The following is a 17,526-nucleotide window of genomic DNA, read 5'->3' as shown; positions in this document are numbered from 1 at the left end:
CGCCGCGGCCTTGTGCTGTTACCTGGTGTCGCAGTCGGTCGCGGCCGAACGCGCCGGCCTCGACAAGGTCGATCACCAGATCGCCGCGACGCACGACGATATCGCCAAGCTGCAGACCGAGATCGGCGTGCGCGCCCGCATGGGCCAGATCGAAAGCTGGAACCGCGACGTGCTCGCGCTCCAGGCGCCGCGCCCGTCCCAGTTCGTCGCCAGCGGCGTCCAGCTTGCCAGCCTCTATGGGCATAAGGGCACGCCCGCGCTCCAGCTCGATCCGGCGATCGCGTCGCAGCAGGGTTCGCCGACCAACGTCTCCTATCAGCCCGCGCCAGCGCAATCCCAGCCGGGCCCGGCGACCGCCGGGCCGGCGGCACCGGCTGAGGGCGTTCCGTCACAGCCAATGCTGCGCAGCGCCACGTTCATCCGTCCCGCGTCCGATCGCCTCGGCGGCCCGCAGGCGACCGCGCCCACCGCCGCGCCCGCCGTGCAGAGGGCGTCGTTCGAGGTTATCAAGCCCGTCGCCGACGTGTCCCAGGCCAAACCAAGGACGGTCGCGCCGGTGAAGATCGCGCGCGCCGATCCATTGAAGTCGCTCCTGCCCGACGATATCGGCACGCTCGCCGCCCGTGAGGCAAAGGGCGCCAAGGACAGCTCCAAGGCGGCGCGGTGAACGCGCCCGCCGCACTTCGCATCGACCGCGCAGAGCGGGTCGAGCTGCGCGAAGCGGCGGCACCCGCGACCACACTCGGGCTCGCCCAGCAGCGCCTGATGGGCATCATGCTGCTGTTCATGCTGATCACCGCCGTGATCGGCGCGCGGCTTGTCCAGATTTGCCTGTTCGGCGGTCCCGATGCGCACGGTGTCGGCATCGCCGACACCGCTAATCGCGGCGAAATCCTCGATCGCAACGGCCAGCCGCTCGCTACCACGATTCAGCTATGGGCGGTCGCGGTCAATCCGCAGAAGATCCTCGGCAACAAGGAAACGCTGGCGGTCAAGCTCAACCAGTTGATGCCGGAGCGGTCGGTCGAGCAATATCGCTCCATTCTCCATGGTCCCCGCAAGTTCATGTATTTGCGCCAGCCCGCGCCGCCCGAATTGGCGGCAGCGGTCCATGCGATCGGCGAGCCCGGCATGCTGCTGCTCAGCGAGCAGCACCGCTTGTTCCCCCAAGGGGCGATGGCGGGCCATCTGCTCGGCTATTCGCAGGTGGTCGAGGCGGTCAAAGGCAAGCCGACCATCACCGGTATCGGCGTCGAGCGTTATTTCGACGACGATTTGAAGGTGGGTAAATCGATCCAGCTATCGATCGACACGCGCGTGCAGGCGGCGGTCGAGAACGAGATTGCGCGCCGCATGGCGGAGACCCAGGCCAAGGGCGGTGCCGGCATCGTCATGGACGTGAATACGGGTGAGATCTTGGCGATGGCCTCGCTGCCGGACATCAACCCCAATGCGCCGTTCAAGGGCGTCGATCCGTCCGATCAGCAGGTTATGATCAACAAGGCGACGCAGGCAGTTTACGAACTGGGCTCGACCTTCAAGATGATCACCTTCGCCAACGCGATCGAGCACAACGTCATCACCGACTGGTCGAAGACCTATGACGTTTCCGTGCCGATGCAGGTCGGCCGGTTCAGGATCAAGGACGATGAGCCCAAGCATCGTCCAATCACCACGGTCGAGATCATGACCTTCTCGTCCAACATCGGCACCTCGCAGATCGCGCTGGCGCTGGGGGCGCAGAATATCGATTCATTCTTCAAGACGCTCGGCCTCGACAAGCGCACCGATATCGAGCTGCGGGAACGCGGCCAGCCGCAATATCCGGCGCAATGGGGCCAGTCCGCGGTCATGACCACCTCCTTCGGTCACGGCATCGCGGTGACGCCGCTTCATCTCGCGCGTGTTTTTGCAGCACTCGCCAATGGCGGCGTGATGCACCCCGTCACCCTGCTAAAGAAGCAGCCCGGTGCACAAACCCCTGGCCAGCGCGTGATCAGCGAGGCGACCAGCGCGCGCATCCGTCAACTCATGCGTCTGGTCGTGATGCAGGGCACCGGCACCAACGGCAATGCGCCGGGCCTGCGCGTCGGCGGCAAGACCGGCACCGCCGAAAAGGTCAATCAGTCCGGCGGCTACGACAAGAATGCCAACATCACCGTGTTCGCGGGTGTGTTCCCGATGGATCATCCGCGCTATGTGACCCTGGTCGTGCTGGACGATGCGCGGCCGAGCAAGGCAACCTTCGGTTTCAAGACGGCGGGTTGGATGACCGCGCCGCTGGCCAAACGGATCATCGCGCGGATCGGCCCGCTACTGGGCGTGCAGCCGGACCTGTCGCAGGACATTGATGTGTCGGATCTAATGCCGTTCATCCTTGAAAAGAAAGATCCGTCCAAGAATGTTCTTGAGTGAGCTGATCGGCGATACGCAAAACGGGGTGGATACGCGCGTCACTGGCTTCGCGATCGACAGCCGTAAAGTCGCGCCCGGCACGGTTTTCGGCGCCTTCCGCGGCACCGTGTCGAACGGCGAGGATTATATCCCCAACGCAGTCGCCGCCGGTGCGGTCGCGATTTTCGCACGGCCCGAGGCGGTGGTGGAAGGGGCGGTCCATATCGCCGATGCCGAACCGCGCCGCGCCTTCGCCAAAGCGGCGGCAAAATTCTTCGCGCCGTTCCCGGACCGGGTCGTCGCGGTCACCGGCACCAACGGCAAGACTTCGACCGTCGAGCTGACGCGCCAACTCTGGCGCATGGCCGGCTTCCACGCCGCTTCGATCGGAACGCTGGGTGTCACCACCGCCGACGACAGCGTCTCGACCGGCCTCACCACCCCCGACATCGCAACCTTCCTGTCCAACGTCGCGGGCCTGCGCCGCGAGGGCGTGACCCATGTTGCGTTCGAGGCGTCGAGCCATGGCCTGTCGCAATTCCGCACCGAAGGCCTGCCGGTCCAGGCGGGCGCCTTCACCAATCTCAGCCGCGACCATCTCGATTATCACGGCACGATGCATGCCTATCTCGAGGCCAAGCTCCGCCTGTTCAGCGAGGTGATCGAGCCCGATGGCGCGGCGGTGGTGTGGATGGACGATCCCGCCTCGACCCGCGTCGCCGAGATCGCGTCCGAACGCGGGCTGCGCCTGATCTCGCTCGGCACCAAGGGCGAGACGCTGAAGATTGTCGGCCGCCAGCCGACCCAGCTCGGCCAGACGCTCACGATCGAGGCCGGAGGCAAGTCCCACACTATCAAGCTGCCTTTGATCGGCGCTTATCAGGCCGCCAACGCGCTCACCGCCGCCGGCCTCGTGCTCGCGACGGGCGGCGAGTTGGGCGACATCTTCGCCTTGCTCGCCCGCGTCCAGCCCGTTCGCGGGCGCCTCGAACGCGCCGCGATCAGCCGCGCCGGCGCGCCGATCTATGTCGATTACGCCCATACGCCCGACGGCCTCGAAGCCGCGATCCAGGCGTTGCGCCCGCACACCGCCGGCCGCCTGATCGTGATGTTCGGCGCGGGCGGCGATCGAGATCGCGGCAAGCGTCCCTTGATGGGCAATGTCGCCGCCAGTCTCGCCGATCATGTCATCGTCACCGACGACAATCCCCGCTCCGAAGATCCCGGCTTCATCCGCCGCGAAGTGCTGGCGGGTGCGCCGGAGGCGACCGAGATTGGCGGCCGCCGCGAAGCGATCGCCGCCGCCATCGCCGAGGCGGGCGCGCACGATATCGTCCTGCTCGCGGGCAAGGGCCACGAACAGGGCCAGATCGTCGGCGACCGCGTCCTGCCGTTCGACGACGTCCAGGTCGCGCGGGAGTGCGCGGGCTGATGGCGCTCTGGTCCTCCTCCGAGATCGCCGCCGCGACCCAGGGCCGCGCGTCCGATCATTTCGACGTCGGCGGCGTCGCGTTCGACAGCCGCGAAGTCGGGCCGGGCGACCTGTTCGTCGCGCTCAAGGGCGAGACCACCGACGGCCATCGCTTCGTCGATCAGGCGTTCGCGCAGGGCGCGGCGGGCGTGCTCGTATCGCAGCCGGTGGCCGGACCGCACATCATCGTGCCCAACACCACCAGTGCGCTCGACGCGATGGGCATCGCCTCGCGCCAGCGCACCCAGGCGAAGATCGTCGGCGTCACCGGTTCGGTCGGCAAGACCAGCGTCAAGGAAGCCTTGTTCGCCGCCTTCGATCGCGCGGCGCCGGGCAAGGCGCACCGTTCGCTCAAAAGCTATAACAACCATGTCGGCGTGCCGTTGAGTCTCGCCCGCATGCCGCGCGAGACGAAGTTTGGCGTGTTCGAAATGGGCATGAACCATGCCGGCGAGCTGAGCGCGCTCACCCGCCTCGTCCGTCCGCACGTCGCCTTGGTGACCACCGTCGCGCTCGCGCACGGCGCCTTCTTCGCCGACGAAAGCGCGATCGCCGACGCCAAGGGCGAGATCTTCCGCGGGCTCGAACCCGGCGGCACCGCGATCATCCCTTATGACAGCCCGCATCGCGACCGGCTGATCGCGGCGGCGATGGCCTATGCCGGGCAGATCGTCACGTTCGGCCGCGATCCGCGCGCCGACGTCCATGCCCGCGAAGGGCTGGCCGGCCCGCGCGGCACCTTCGTCCAGGCGCGGCTGCGCAGTTGCGAATTGAGCTTCACGGTCGGCCCGCCGGGCGAACATTGGATCACCAACGCGCTCGCGGTGCTGGCGGTGGTCGAGGCGGCAGGCGGTGATATCGGATCGGCCGGTCTGGCGCTCGCCGATATGGCCGGCCTGCCCGGACGCGGCCGCCGCATCACGATCCGCCTGCCTGACGGCGACGCCTTGCTGATCGACGAGGCCTATAACGCCAACCCCGCCTCGATGCGCGCGACGCTCGCGATGCTCGGGCAGGAGAGCGGCCGCAAGGTCGCGATCCTCGGCGCGATGCGCGAGCTTGGGCCCGAGGAAAGCCGCCATCACGCCGCTCTGGCCGATCCGATCGCGGCAGCCGGCGTCGATCTGGCACTGCTTGTCGGCACGGAGATGAAACCATTGGCCGAAGCGCTTGAGGGCCGGATCGACTTCGTCCATGTGGCCGACGCCGCTGCCGCCGCCGATCAGGCTTCCAAGCTGATTGCGCCCGGAGACGCGGTTCTCGTCAAGGGATCGAATTCGGTCGGGCTCGCCGGCGTCGTCGACGCTTTGGCTGGGGGATAGGAACATGCTGTATCTGCTCGCCGATCATCTCGGCTTTCCTCACGTCCTCAACCTGATCCGCTACATCACCTTCCGCGCGGGTGCGGCGGCGCTGACGTCGCTGTTCCTCGGTCTGATCATCGGGCCGAAGTTCATCGGCTGGCTGCGCGTCCGTCAGGGCAAAGGCCAGCCGATCCGCGCCGATGGGCCCCAGACGCACCTCGCCAAGGTCGGCACGCCGACGATGGGCGGGCTCATGATCCTGACCTCGGTCACGGTCTCGATGCTGCTGTGGATGAACCTCAACAACCGTTACGTCTGGGCGTGCCTGCTGGTGACGTTGGGCTTCGGCCTGATCGGTTTCCTCGACGATTACGACAAGGTCACCAAGCGCAGCCACAAGGGCGTGTCGGGCAAGATGCGGCTGCTGATGGAATTCATCGTCGCGGGCGTCGCCGCGTGGATCATCGTCTCGGGCAACAGCACGACGCTGTATTTGCCTTTCTATAACGGGCCGGTGATCAACCTCGGGCCCTTCTATGTGCTGTTCGCCGCCTTCACGATGGTCGCGTTCGGAAACGCCGTGAACCTGACCGACGGGCTCGACGGTCTCGCGACGATGCCGGTGATCATCGCCAGCCTCGCTTTCTTTGTGATCGCCTATCTCGTCGGCAATGCGAAGTTCGCGGTCTATCTCGGCATCCCGCACGTGCCCGGCGCGGGCGATCTCGTGCTGCTGACCGCCGCGATCATCGGCGCGGGGCTCGCTTTCCTGTGGTTCAATGCGCCGCCGGCGGCGGTGTTCATGGGCGATACCGGCAGCCTCGCGCTCGGCGGCGCGCTCGGCGCGATCGCGGTCGCGACCCACCACGAAATCGTGCTCGGCATCGTCGGCGGCCTGTTCGTGATCGAGGCGGTGTCGGTGATCCTGCAGGTCTTCTTCTTCAAGCGGACCGGCAAACGCATTTTCAAGATGGCGCCGATCCACCATCATTTCGAACAGATCGGCTGGAGCGAGCCCACGGTTGTGATCCGTTTCTGGATCGTCAGTTTCGTGCTCGCGCTCATCGGCCTCGCGACGCTCAAGCTGCGGTGATCACAAGCCCCACCTTTCGCGGCAAACGCTACATTGTCCTCGGTCTCGCGCGCTCCGGCGTCGCGACGGTCGAGGCGTTGCTGGCGAGTGGCGCCGAGGTTGTGGCTTGGGATTCACGCGAGGAAGCGCGCGACGCCGTCTCCGGCGTGACCTTCGCCGATCCGCTGGAAATCGACCTGGCCGGCTTCGATGGCGTCGTCGTCTCGCCCGGCGTCCCGCTCAACAAGCATCCGATCGCCGCCCATGCCCGCAAGGCCAATGTCCCCGTCATCGGCGACATCGAACTGTTCGCGCTCGCCCGGTCCAGCCTGCCGCCGCACAAGGTCGTCGGCATCACGGGCACCAACGGCAAGTCGACCACGACCGCGTTGATCCACCACATTCTCGAAACGGCGGGTGTGCCGACCTTGATGGGCGGCAATATCGGCCTGCCCATTCTGAGCCAGAATCCGCTGCCGGAAGGCGGCGTCTATGTGCTGGAGCTGTCGAGCTACCAGATCGACCTGACCTTCAGCCTTGATTGTGACGTCGCCGTATTGACCAACATCACGCCGGATCATCTCGATCGCTATGATGGGTTCGAAGATTATACAGCGTCGAAGCTCCGCCTGTTCTCAATGCAAGCGCCGCTCCATGATGCCGTGGTTGGCGAGCCGCATCTTGGCGAACGTTGGCTGGCGCCCCTTATTCCCAACACCAATCTGTGGCTTGCGTTAGATTACCGCGACAGGCAGGCAAACTGGCCCGCTCTGCAAGGGCCACACAATCATCAGAACGCCGCTTGCGCGATTGCGACTTGCGAGGCACTCGGACTTGCGGAAGGCGTCATAGAACAGGGCCTGCGCACCTATCCCGGTCTGCCGCACCGCATGGAGCGCGTCGCTGAAAAGGGCGGGGTGCTCTACGTCAACGACAGCAAGGCGACCAACGCCACCGCGACCGCGCCGGCCTTGGCGGCCTACCCCAAGATCCACTGGATTCTCGGCGGCATTCCCAAGACCGACGATCTCGACGATTGCGCGCCCTTCTTTGGCCATGTCCGCGCCGGCTACACGATCGGGCAGGCGGGGCCGATGTTCGCGAACATTTTGCGCATTGCCGGCAAGCCGGTGACCGAAAGCGGCACGCTCGCGCAGGCAGTCAACGATGCGGCGGCGGCCGCGCAGCCGGGCGAGGTGGTGATGCTGTCGCCGGCCTGCGCCTCGTTCGATCAGTTCAAGGATTATGAGGCGCGGGGCGATGCCTTCCGTGCCGCGGTGGGAGCGCTCTGATGGCGACGATGGCACCCAAGCTCGATCAGTCGGAATTGCGGCGGCGCGCGCTCGCGCGGCGGCGCGGTGAGCGCTTCGGCCGTGGCGACCGCTCCGCGCTCGGCACCTGGTTCTGGGAGATCGACCGCGTCCTGCTCCTGCTCGTCACCCTGCTGATCGGCATCGGCCTGATCGCGGTGGCAGCGGCGGCGCCGGCGGCGGCGCAGCGTTATTCGGACGCGACCCACATCATGCCTGCGCGTTATTATTTCTGGCGCCAGCTGATGTGGACCGGCCTCGCCGTGCCGGTGATGATTGGCGTGTCGATGATGCCCAAGATCGCGGCGCGGCGCCTGGCGCTGGTCGGTGCGGCTCTGTTCATGATCATGCTGATCATGGTCCCGGTGATGGGCGGCGCCGAGAAGAATGGCGCGCAGCGCTGGATCTTCGTCGGCCCGATCCAGGTTCAGCCGTCCGAATTCCTCAAGCCCTTGTTCACGGTCGCGGTCGCGTGGTTGCTGTCGCTCAAGGACAAGGACGCCAAGCTGCCGGTCGTCCCGATCAGCTTCGTCCTGCTCGCGGTGATCTCCGCCTTTCTGATGAAGCAGCCCGATTTCGGCGAGGCGGTGATCTTCGTCTCGGTCTGGCTGGTTTTGCTGACGCTTTCGGGCGTGCCGATGAAGTGGCTCGGCGCGCTCGGCGGCGCGGGCATCGGTGCGATCGTGATGGCCTATCTGTTCTATCCCGTGGCCCAGATGCGCATCAACGCCTTCCTCAAGATCGGCGATGCGTCGAAGCAGGTCGACGATTATCAGATGGTCTCGGCCTTTCGCACGATCACGCATGGCGGGCTGATCGGCCGTGGCCCGGGCGCTGGCACGATGAAGTTCGGTCTGCCCGAGCCGCACACCGATTATATCTTCTCGGTGATCGGCGAGGAATTCGGGCTGATCGCCTGCCTCGCCATCGCCTTGATCTTCCTCGCCATCGTCGTGCGCACCTTCGTCCGGCTGCTGCACGAGGATGACAAATTCCTGTTCTTCGCCAGCGCCGGCCTCGTCACCCAGTTCGGGCTGCAGGCAATCATCAACATGCTGGTCAACGTCCACCTCGCGCCGTCCAAGGGCATGACGCTGCCGTTCATCTCCTATGGCGGCTCGTCGATGATCGCGCTCTCGATCGGCTTCGGGCTGCTGCTCGCCTTCACGCGCAAGAATCCGTATCTGATGCGCTCGCCTTATGTCGTGACCTGGGGAGGCTTGGGACAAGCCAAGTGAGCATCCAGCGCCACTTCGTCCTCGCCGCCGGCGGTACCGGTGGGCACATGGTCCCGGCGCACGCGCTCGGGCGTGAGCTTGCGCGCCGCGGCCACCGCGTTGCCTTGATCACCGACGAGCGCGGCAAGCGCATCCCCGGCCTGTTCGCGGATATCGAAACACACGTCATGCCTGCAGGGCGTCCCGCGGGCGGGCCGCTCGGCTGGTTCAAGGCCTGGCTCGGCATCCGCGCCGGACGCGAAATGGCACGGCGGCTCTACAAGCAACTGGAGCCCACCGCCGTGATCGGCTTCGGCGGCTATCCCGCACTGCCGGCCTTGCTCGGCGCGCTCGATGCGGGCGTCGCGACCGCGGTCCACGAACAGAATGCGGTGCTCGGCCGCGTCAATCGCCTGCTGGCGGGCCGGGTCGATGCGATCGCGACCGCTTACCCGCACGTCCAGCGGCTCAAGCCCAAATTCGCGTCCAAGACGCATCTCGTCGGCAATCCGGTACGCGAGGAAGTGAAGGCGATCGGCCGCGCGCGTTTCCCCGAATTCGGTCCCGACACGCCGCTGCATCTGTTGGTCACCGGCGGCAGCCAGGGCGCGACCATCCTGTCGAGCGTCGTTCCCGCCGGTCTCGGCCTGCTGCCCGAAAGCCTGCGCACGCGGCTCCGGATCGTGCAACAATGCCGGCCCGAGGATATCGACGCCGTCCGCGCCGCCTATAAGCAACTCGGGCTCGACGCCGAACTCACCACCTATCTGGAAGATCTGCCCTCCGTGCTTGCCGCATCGCATCTCGTCATCGCCCGCGCCGGCGCTTCGACTATCGCCGAGCTGACTGTCGCCGGCCGCCCCGCCATCCTCGTCCCGCTGCCGAGCGCGATGGACGATCACCAGACCGCCAACGCGCACGAAATGGCGGTCGAAGGCGGCGCACGCGCCATCCCGCAATCGCAGTTCACCGCCGAACGGCTCGCCTCGGAAATCCTGGGCATCGTCGGCGATCCCGAAGCGCTGATCGCGGCAGCCGCCCGCGCCAAGGCCTGCGGGCGCCCCAAGGCGACCGAGGATCTGGCCGATCTGATTGAAAGCTTCGGCCGCACGCCGGTGATGGACGCGATCGGCGACGATCAGCGCGCCAAAGCCATCGTCGCGCCCGGTCTCATCGTCGGAGGAGCCGGAGCATGAGGGGCGTCGCGACCGACATCGGTACGATCCATTTCATCGGCATCGGTGGCATCGGCATGTCCGGCATCGCCGAGGTGATGCACAATCTCGGCTACAAGGTGCAGGGCTCCGACGTCGCCGAAGGCTATGTCGTGGAGGGCCTGCGCAAGCGCGGCATCCACGTCGCGATCGGCCACAAGGCGGAAAATCTGGGCGACGCGGCGGTGGTCGTCACCTCGACCGCGATCAAGCGCGGCAATCCCGAAGTCGAACTCGCGCTCGAAAAGCGTGTTCCCGTCGTCCGCCGCGCCGAAATGCTGGCCGAGCTGATGCGGCTCAAGTCGACCGTCGCGGTCGCGGGCACGCACGGCAAGACCACCACCACCTCGATGGTCGCGGCTTTGCTCGACGCGGGCGGGGTCGATCCGACCGTGATCAACGGCGGGATCATCAACAGCTACGGCTCCAACGCCCGGCTCGGCGCGTCGGACTGGATGGTGGTCGAGGCGGACGAGAGCGACGGCAGCTTCCTCCGCCTCGACGGCACGTTCGCGATCGTCACCAATATCGATCCCGAGCATCTCGACCATTACGGCTCGTTCGAGAAGGTGAAGGACAGCTTCGTTGAGTTCATCGAGAATGTGCCCTTCTACGGCGCGGCCCTGCTCTGTCTCGATCACCCCGAAGTCCAGGCGCTGATCCCGCGCGTGCGCGATCGCCGCGTCGTCACCTACGGCTTCTCCGCCCAGGCCGACATTCGCGGCGTCAACGTCACCCCGATCCCCGGCGGCAACCGCTACGAAGTGATCATCCGCCAGCGCGATGGATCGGTCCGCTCGATCGAGGGGATCGAGCTGCCCATGCCCGGGCGTCACAATGTCCAGAACAGCCTCGCCGCGATCGGGGTCGCGCTCGAACTGGGCGTTCCGGACGAGATCATCCGCACCGGCTTCGCCAAGTTCGGCGGCGTGAAGCGGCGCTTCACCAAGGTCGGCGAAGTCGACGGCATCACCATCATCGACGATTATGGCCACCATCCGGTCGAGATCCGCGCGGTGCTGTCGGCGGCGCGCGAGGGTGCGCAGGGCCGCGTGATCGCGGTCGTCCAGCCGCACCGCTTCACCCGCCTGCACGATCTGATGGACGAGTTCCAGACCGCCTTCAACGACGCCGACATCGTCTATGTCGCCCCGGTCTATGCCGCCGGCGAGCAGCCGATCGAAGGCGTCGATGCGGCGGCCCTGGTCTATGGTCTCAAGATGCGCGGCCACCGTGTCGCGCAGGAGATAGCGGGGCCGGACGCGCTCGCGATCGAACTCGCCCAGGTCGCCAGGCCCGACGACATGATCATCTGCCTCGGCGCGGGCGACATCACCAAATGGGCCGCTGGCCTCGCTGATGCGATCAAGAAGGCGCGCGCCGGGTCGTGACTACGGATCGCATCCCGCGAGAAAAGCCGCCGCGTGGTCGCGTAACAGGTGACGCCGCGCTGGCACCGCTGACTTGGTTCAAAACGGGTGGGAAGGCTGACATTCTTTTTGAGCCGGCGGACGTCACCGACCTGTCCTGGTTTCTTGCGGACATCACGCCGGGATATCCTGTGTTTGTTTTAGGTCTGGGATCGAATCTCATTGTTCGGGACGAGGGAATTCCCGGCGTGACGATAAGGCTCGGTAAGCGCTTCGCCGCGATAGCAATTGAAGGAAATCGCGTGCGCGCCGGAGCGGGTGCGCCCGGCATCACCGTCGCCAGCGCCGCGCGCGATGCGGGCATCGCCGGTCTCGAATTCCTGCGCGGTATTCCCGGCACCGTCGGCGGCGCGGTCCGCATGAACGCCGGCGCTTATGGCCGCGACGCGAGCGACATATTGATCGAGGCGACTTTGGTGCTGCGCGACGGCAGCGTCGAAACCTGGCCTGCCGTGAAGCTTGGCTACACCTATCGCCATTCGGACGTGCCCGAGGGCGCGGTCGTCGTCGAAGCTTTGTTCGAAGGCACCCCCGGCGACAAGGCCGCGATCGGCGTGGAGATGGACCGCATCGCCGCCGAACGCGAAGCCTCGCAGCCGTTGCGCAGCCGCACCGGCGGTTCGACCTTCAAGAATCCCGACGGCGCCAAGGCTTGGAAACTGATCGACGAAGCCGGCTGCCGTGGCCTCCAGATCGGCGACGCGCAGGTTTCGGAAAAGCATTGCAACTTCCTGCTCAACCTCGGCTCGGCGACCTCCGCCGAGATCGAGGAACTGGGCGAGGAAGTCCGGCGCCGGGTAAAGGCCCACAGCGGCGTGACGCTCGAATGGGAAATCCAGCGTGTGGGGAGGGCGGCATGAGCGTCGCCTCACTCACCGCTTACGAGCAAAGCATCCTCGATAATATCGAGCGGACGGGTTGCCACATCACGATGGTATTCGACCCCGAGGGACAAGACCCGAATTTCGCTTATTCCGTCGGGTTTCCCGATACGGTCGGGCAACCCGAGGTGATCGTGTTCGGCCTGTCGAATGACATGATGGGCTTCATGGTCAACGAGACACTGCGCTTGTGTCGCGACGGACTGCGTCTGGCCGATGGGACGTCCATCGATGGGCTCCTCCAAGGCCATCTTTGCGTCGCCCGCAAGGTCGCCGCCGAGAATATCGACCGCGACCATTTCAATTCCGCCATGTGGTATCAGCGACGTCGTTCGGGCATCGAGATGTCCGAAGCTTTCCAGATCGTCTGGCCAGGCGCGCGCGACGGCCTGTTTCCCTGGGATGCCGGCTGCGCGGATTCCGTCCGCGAAGCCCAACCTCCCTTGTACGAGCGGAGACTGAATTCGTGACGGCGCTCCACGTCGCGGTCCTGATGGGCGGCTGGTCGTCCGAGCGCGAGGTCAGCCTTGTGTCGGGCGAGGGCGTTGCCAGCGCGTGCGAAAGCCTCGGCCATCGCGTCACCCGGATCGACATGGACCGCGACGTCGCCTTGCGCCTGCACGAGGCCAGGCCCGACGTCGTCTTCAACGCGCTCCACGGCACGCCCGGCGAAGACGGCACCGTCCAGGGCATGCTCGATCTGATGGGCCTTAAATATACCCATTCGGGGCTCGCCACCTCGGTCATCGCGATCGACAAGCAGCTCACCAAGAACGAGCTCGTCCCCCACGGCATCCGCATGCCCGACGGGCTTATGGTCAAATCGGAAAGCCTGTTCGCGGCGGATCCGATGCCGCGGCCTTATGTGCTGAAGCCGGTCAACGAAGGCTCGTCGGTCGGCGTCGCGATCGTCAAGGACGACAGCAATTACGGCAATCCGATCGGCCGCAACGTCGAAGGCCCCTGGGCGCATTTCGACGAACTGCTGGCTGAACCCTTCATTCGCGGCCGCGAGCTTACCACCGCCGTCGTCGGCGATCGCGCGCTGGGCGTGACCGAATTGCAGCCCAAGAGCGGCTTCTACGATTACGACGCCAAATATACTGACGGCATGACGCTTCACGTCTGCCCGGCCGACATTCCCGCCGATATCGCCGACGCCTGCCTCGACATGGCGCTGCGCGCGCATCGCCTGCTCGGCTGCAAGGGCACGTCGCGGTCGGACTTCCGCTGGGACGACGAATTGGGCGTCGACGGCCTCTATTTGCTCGAAGTGAACACCCAGCCCGGCATGACCCCCTTGAGCCTCGTCCCCGAACAGGCGAAGCTGGTCGGCATGACCTATAAGGGGCTGGTCCAGACCATCATCGACGAGGCGCTGAAATGAGCCGGGCGCGCGCCCAGGTCACGACGCGCAGCGGCCGTGGCGCGCCCGCGCGTGGCAAGCCCGCCGCCCGGCGTCGTCCCCCGGCCAAGACCAAGGACGGCATGCTGCCGCGTATTCCCTTGCCCGAAGGGCTGGTGCGGACCGTCCGCAACTGGTCGTTCGGCATCATCGCCGTGGCGGCGGTGATCGGCGGACTGATCGTGATGGGCGTGCCGCAGATGACCGGCATGGCGACCGCGCACGGGCTCGGCCGGATGGGCTTCGTCGTCCGCAACATCCAATTGACCGGCCTCAAGCAGGTCGATCGCGACACCGTCTATCGCATCGTGTCCGAAGCGCACGGCCAGGACATGCCGTTGGTCGATTTGAGCCAGCTCCGCTCGCAACTGCTTCAGCTCGGCTGGATCGAGGATGCGCGCGTCTCGCGTCGCCTGCCCGATACGCTCGCGATCGATCTGGTCGAGCGCGTTCCCGCCGCCGTGCTCCAGCGCAACCAACAGCTTTCGCTGATCGACGCGCAGGGCCATGTCCTCGCCGCGGTCGACGCGCACACCATGCCGGTCCAGTTGCCGCTCGTGATCGGCGACGGCGTCGAAGGCCATATCGGTGCGCTCCAGGCGCTGATCGCCAGCCAGGCGCCGCTCAAGCAGTTGATCGATGGCGCGACCTGGGTCGGCCAGCGCCGCTGGGATCTGCGCTTCCAGTCGGGCGAAACCCTGTCGCTGCCCGAAGGCGACGGCGAAGCGCTCAAGGCGCTCGCGACCTTCGCCAAGAAGGATCAGGAAGCGCGCCTGCTCGGCCAGGGCTATGTCCGCATCGACATGCGCGACCCCACCAGGATGGTCGTGCGCACCTCGTCCGATCCGGGCGAGAGGATCAAGGATCCGACCCCACCGCCGCCGCCGGCCGATCCGGCCGCGGCAACCTCCTCGACGCCGGCATGAGGAGCGTACCCGCATAATGGCACAGCCCCGCGCCGAAGGCCTGATCACCGCAGTCGATATAGGCTCGTCGAAGATCGCCGCGCTCATTGCCCAGCCGGCCGAGGGCGGGCTGCAGGTGCTCGGCACCGGTCAGCGCGAGAGCCGCGGCGTCAAGCACGGCTTCATCACCGATATGGAGCGTACCGAACATGCGGTGCGCGAGGCGGTCGAGCAGGCCGAACGGATCGCGCGCACCAATATCGAGGAGGTATGGGTCAGCTTCTCGGCGGGCGGCCTCTATAGCGATGTCGCTTCGGTCGAGGTCGCGCTCGGCGGCCAGCGGATCGAGCAGCGGGACATCGACGAACTGCTCAATGCCGGCCGCAATTCGATCGACCCGGAAGGGCGGATGGTGCTCCACGCCCAGCCCGCATTGTACACGCTCGATGGCCTCAACGGCGTCCGCCAGCCGCTCGGGCTCCATGCCGAAAAGCTCGGTGTCGATATCCACGTCGTCTCGGCCGATCCGTCGCCGGTCCGCAATCTCGATCTGTGCGTCCGCTCCGCCCATCTCGCGGTCAAGTCGATCGTCGCCTCGCCGATCGCGACCGCGATGGCGTGCCTGAGCGAAGAGGAACGCGAGCTCGGCGTCGCCCTGGTCGAACTGGGCGCGGGCGTGACCAACGTTTCGTTGTTCGCGGGCGGCCTTCTCGTGGGTCTCGCGTCACTGCCGCTCGGCGCGGGCGAGATCACCGACGATATCGCCTCGACCTTCGGCATGCGCCGCGCGCAGGCCGAGCGTCTGAAATGCTTCCACGGCTCGGCCCAGACGAGCCCGCGCGACAATCACGAGATGATTGAGGTCGCGGGCGGCCCGGACGGCGCCGAGCCGCTCCGCATCAGCCGCGCCCAACTCATCTCGGTCATTCGCCAGCGGCTCGAACATTGGTTCGCCGCTATCGAGGAGGCGCTGAAGGGCCTCGGCTTCACCGGGCCTATCGCGCGTCGGCTGGTGCTCACCGGCGGCGGGGCAGAATTGAAGGGTATCGCCGACTATGCGCAGGGCGTGCTTGGCCGTTCGGTCCGCGTCGGGCGTCCGCGCGGACTGATCGGCATGCCGGAAGCGCATTCGGGCATGAGCTTTTCCACTTTGGCCGGTCTGGTCCTCTACGCGGCGTCCGATCCGATCGATCTGCGCATCGTTCAGGGCCCCCAGCCGATCACCCGCATGTCCCCATCGGGCATGGTTCAGCGGCTGATTGCGGCCGTCAGAAGCAATTATTGAGGCGCGAGACTGAATCTTTTGGGAAACGATCCACACGAAAAGATACCGTTAACCTTAAAAAGCTCTCGCGCCCGCGAATCACTTGAGGCACTTTACCGAAACGCGGCGTTCCGCTGATGAATGGAGACTAAGATGGCGATCGAATTCCTCCGGCCCGAGGTCGATGAGCTTAAGCCCCGCATCAGCGTGATCGGGGTCGGTGGTGCAGGCGGCAACGCCATCGCCAACATGATCGCGTCCGAGGTGCAGGGGGTCGATTTCATCGTCTGCAACACCGACGCGCAGGCGCTCAACGCCTCGCCCGCCGAAAGCCGCATCCAGCTCGGCATGAAGATTACGCAGGGCCTCGGCGCCGGCTCGCGGCCCGAAATCGGCCGCGCCGCCGCCGAAGAGACGATGGAGCAGGTCGAAAAGGCGCTCGACGGCGCGCATATGTGCTTCATCGCCGCAGGCATGGGCGGCGGCACCGGCACCGGCGCCGCGCCCGTGATCGCCAAGGCCGCGCGGGAAAAGGGCATCCTCACCGTCGGCGTCGTCACCAAGCCGTTCAGCTTCGAAGGTTCGCGCCGGATGCGCTCGGCCGAGGCCGGCATCCAGGAACTGCAGAAGCACGTCGATACCTTGATCGTGATCCCGAACCAGAACCTGTTCCTGATCGCGAACCCGAACACGACCTTCAAGGAAGCCTTCCTGATGGCGGATCAGGTGCTGCAGCAGGGCGTGCGCGGCATCACCGATCTGATGGTCATGCCGGGCCTGATCAACCTCGACTTCGCCGACGTCCGCTCCGTCATGAGCGAGATGGGCAAGGCGATGATGGGCACGGGCGAGGCCGCCGGCGACAATCGCGCGATCGAGGCCGCCGAAAAGGCGATCGCGAACCCGCTGCTCGACGGGGTTTCGATGAAGGGCGCCAAGGGCGTCATCGTCTCGATCACCGGCGGCGAGGATATGCGCCTGCTCGAGGTCGACGAAGCCGCCAACCACATCAAGGATCTGGTCGATCCGGACGCGAACATCATCTGGGGTTCGGCGTTCAACAACGATCTCGACGGCAAAATCCGCGTCTCGGTCGTCGCGACCGGGATCGAGGCGGACGCCGCCAACATGCCCGAGCCCGCCAAGTCGTTCAGCTTCCCGTCGCGCAGCCGTACCGAAGTGCGCATTCCGGGTTCGGAGCCGGCCGTCGCACGGACCCCGATCGCACCGCTCGAAGCGCCGACGCTCGATCTCGCCGAGCCGGCCACCCCGGCGCCGGCGCTCGACGTCGAGGATGATGAGGACGAACTGGTGCTGGGCGAAGAGACCCAGGTCAGCGCGACCCCGGAGGAGCATGAGGCGATCGCCGCGTTCGACGAAGACGCCGCCGAAGCCGCGCCCGCCCGCGCATCGGGCCCGCGCCGCTGGCTGCAGGACAATGACGAGGAGGAAGCTGCCCCGGTCGCGGCCGATCCCGCGCCGTCGCGCGGTGGCAGCACCTTGTTCGAGCGCATGTCGAGCATGGCGCGCGGTTCGTCCAAGCTCGGCACCGCCGATGAGGAAGAAGAGGAAGAAGGCGCGCGGGATCCGCTCGACATTCCGCGCTTCCTCAACCGCCAGAGCAACCAGTAAGTCTGCTCCTTATTCCCCTCCCGCTTG

Annotated in this window: 15 protein-coding genes; all 15 read left to right on the top strand. The window is 66.2% G+C overall.

The annotated features are described in order from the left end of the window. On the top strand, nt 1-667 hold a 667-nt coding region (locus tag VK533_RS11620), incomplete at its 5' end, for a hypothetical protein (RefSeq protein WP_324377780.1). Next, complete coding sequence (locus VK533_RS11615) at nt 664-2,415, top strand: penicillin-binding protein 2 (RefSeq protein ID WP_324377778.1); 1,752 nt, start codon at nt 664-666, stop codon at nt 2,413-2,415. The genes VK533_RS11620 and VK533_RS11615, both read left to right, overlap by 4 nt. Further along, the gene (locus tag VK533_RS11610; protein WP_324377776.1) at nt 2,402-3,826 is read left to right on the top strand and encodes a UDP-N-acetylmuramoyl-L-alanyl-D-glutamate--2,6-diaminopimelate ligase; all 1,425 of its coding nucleotides are present in this window, start codon (nt 2,402-2,404) and stop codon (nt 3,824-3,826) included. The genes VK533_RS11615 and VK533_RS11610 overlap by 14 nt, the downstream gene beginning before the upstream one ends. Next, nucleotides 3,826-5,187, top strand: coding sequence for a UDP-N-acetylmuramoyl-tripeptide--D-alanyl-D-alanine ligase (locus VK533_RS11605; RefSeq protein ID WP_324377774.1), 1,362 nt, complete (start codon nt 3,826-3,828; stop codon nt 5,185-5,187). Before VK533_RS11610 ends, VK533_RS11605 begins: the two co-directional genes overlap by 1 nt. 4 nt (nt 5,188-5,191) lie before the next feature. After that, entirely contained in the window at nt 5,192-6,262 is a 1,071-nt protein-coding gene (gene mraY, locus VK533_RS11600) for a phospho-N-acetylmuramoyl-pentapeptide-transferase (RefSeq protein WP_324377772.1), read from the top strand. Continuing rightward, a complete protein-coding gene (gene murD, locus VK533_RS11595) occupies nt 6,259-7,533 on the top strand; it encodes a UDP-N-acetylmuramoyl-L-alanine--D-glutamate ligase (protein ID WP_324377771.1) in 1,275 nt (424 codons plus the stop codon). Before mraY ends, murD begins: the two co-directional genes overlap by 4 nt. Then, nucleotides 7,533-8,789: a putative peptidoglycan glycosyltransferase FtsW gene (locus VK533_RS11590; protein ID WP_324377769.1), complete on the top strand. Its 1,257-nt coding sequence runs from the start codon at nt 7,533-7,535 to the stop codon at nt 8,787-8,789. Before murD ends, VK533_RS11590 begins: the two co-directional genes overlap by 1 nt. Beyond that, a complete protein-coding gene (gene murG / locus VK533_RS11585; protein WP_324377768.1) occupies nt 8,786-9,964 on the top strand; it encodes an undecaprenyldiphospho-muramoylpentapeptide beta-N-acetylglucosaminyltransferase in 1,179 nt (392 codons plus the stop codon). The genes VK533_RS11590 and murG overlap by 4 nt, the downstream gene beginning before the upstream one ends. Then, complete coding sequence (murC, locus tag VK533_RS11580) at nt 9,961-11,373, top strand: UDP-N-acetylmuramate--L-alanine ligase (protein WP_324377767.1); 1,413 nt, start codon at nt 9,961-9,963, stop codon at nt 11,371-11,373. The genes murG and murC overlap by 4 nt, the downstream gene beginning before the upstream one ends. Continuing rightward, the gene (gene murB, locus VK533_RS11575) at nt 11,370-12,272 is read left to right on the top strand and encodes a UDP-N-acetylmuramate dehydrogenase (RefSeq protein ID WP_414712302.1); all 903 of its coding nucleotides are present in this window, start codon (nt 11,370-11,372) and stop codon (nt 12,270-12,272) included. The genes murC and murB overlap by 4 nt, the downstream gene beginning before the upstream one ends. Next, nucleotides 12,269-12,763, top strand: coding sequence for a DUF4262 domain-containing protein (locus tag VK533_RS11570; protein ID WP_324377766.1), 495 nt, complete (start codon nt 12,269-12,271; stop codon nt 12,761-12,763). Before murB ends, VK533_RS11570 begins: the two co-directional genes overlap by 4 nt. Beyond that, nucleotides 12,760-13,680 (top strand): D-alanine--D-alanine ligase, encoded by a 921-nt coding sequence (locus tag VK533_RS11565; protein WP_324377764.1) that lies wholly within the window; start codon nt 12,760-12,762, stop codon nt 13,678-13,680. Before VK533_RS11570 ends, VK533_RS11565 begins: the two co-directional genes overlap by 4 nt. Next, nucleotides 13,677-14,624 (top strand): cell division protein FtsQ/DivIB, encoded by a 948-nt coding sequence (locus VK533_RS11560; RefSeq protein WP_324377762.1) that lies wholly within the window; start codon nt 13,677-13,679, stop codon nt 14,622-14,624. Before VK533_RS11565 ends, VK533_RS11560 begins: the two co-directional genes overlap by 4 nt. A gap of 16 nt (nt 14,625-14,640) precedes the next feature. Then, nucleotides 14,641-15,888: a cell division protein FtsA gene (gene ftsA / locus VK533_RS11555; RefSeq protein ID WP_324377761.1), complete on the top strand. Its 1,248-nt coding sequence runs from the start codon at nt 14,641-14,643 to the stop codon at nt 15,886-15,888. Nucleotides 15,889-16,020: 132 nt separating this feature from the next. Next, a complete protein-coding gene (gene ftsZ, locus VK533_RS11550; protein ID WP_324377759.1) occupies nt 16,021-17,499 on the top strand; it encodes a cell division protein FtsZ in 1,479 nt (492 codons plus the stop codon). The last annotated feature ends 27 nt before the right edge of the window (nt 17,500-17,526 follow it).

The organism is Sphingomonas sp. (assembly GCF_035317925.1).
GTDB lineage: Bacteria > Pseudomonadota > Alphaproteobacteria > Sphingomonadales > Sphingomonadaceae > Sphingomonas_I.
Note: the sequence above shows the minus strand (reverse complement) of the source record. Positions and strands in the feature narration are given on the sequence as shown.

What these genes read in the sequence shown, in the direction of transcription:
- VK533_RS11610 (WP_324377776.1), top strand. Translation starts at nt 2,402, where the DNA reads ATGTTCTTGAGTGAGCTGATCGGCGATACGCAAAACGGGGTGGATACG.
- VK533_RS11605 (WP_324377774.1), top strand. Translation starts at nt 3,826, where the DNA reads ATGGCGCTCTGGTCCTCCTCCGAGATCGCCGCCGCGACCCAGGGCCGC.
- mraY (WP_324377772.1), top strand. Translation starts at nt 5,192, where the DNA reads ATGCTGTATCTGCTCGCCGATCATCTCGGCTTTCCTCACGTCCTCAAC.
- VK533_RS11590 (WP_324377769.1), top strand. Translation starts at nt 7,533, where the DNA reads ATGGCGACGATGGCACCCAAGCTCGATCAGTCGGAATTGCGGCGGCGC.
- murC (WP_324377767.1), top strand. Translation starts at nt 9,961, where the DNA reads ATGAGGGGCGTCGCGACCGACATCGGTACGATCCATTTCATCGGCATC.
- VK533_RS11570 (WP_324377766.1), top strand. Translation starts at nt 12,269, where the DNA reads ATGAGCGTCGCCTCACTCACCGCTTACGAGCAAAGCATCCTCGATAAT.
- VK533_RS11560 (WP_324377762.1), top strand. Translation starts at nt 13,677, where the DNA reads ATGAGCCGGGCGCGCGCCCAGGTCACGACGCGCAGCGGCCGTGGCGCG.
- ftsA (WP_324377761.1), top strand. Translation starts at nt 14,641, where the DNA reads ATGGCACAGCCCCGCGCCGAAGGCCTGATCACCGCAGTCGATATAGGC.
- ftsZ (WP_324377759.1), top strand. Translation starts at nt 16,021, where the DNA reads ATGGCGATCGAATTCCTCCGGCCCGAGGTCGATGAGCTTAAGCCCCGC.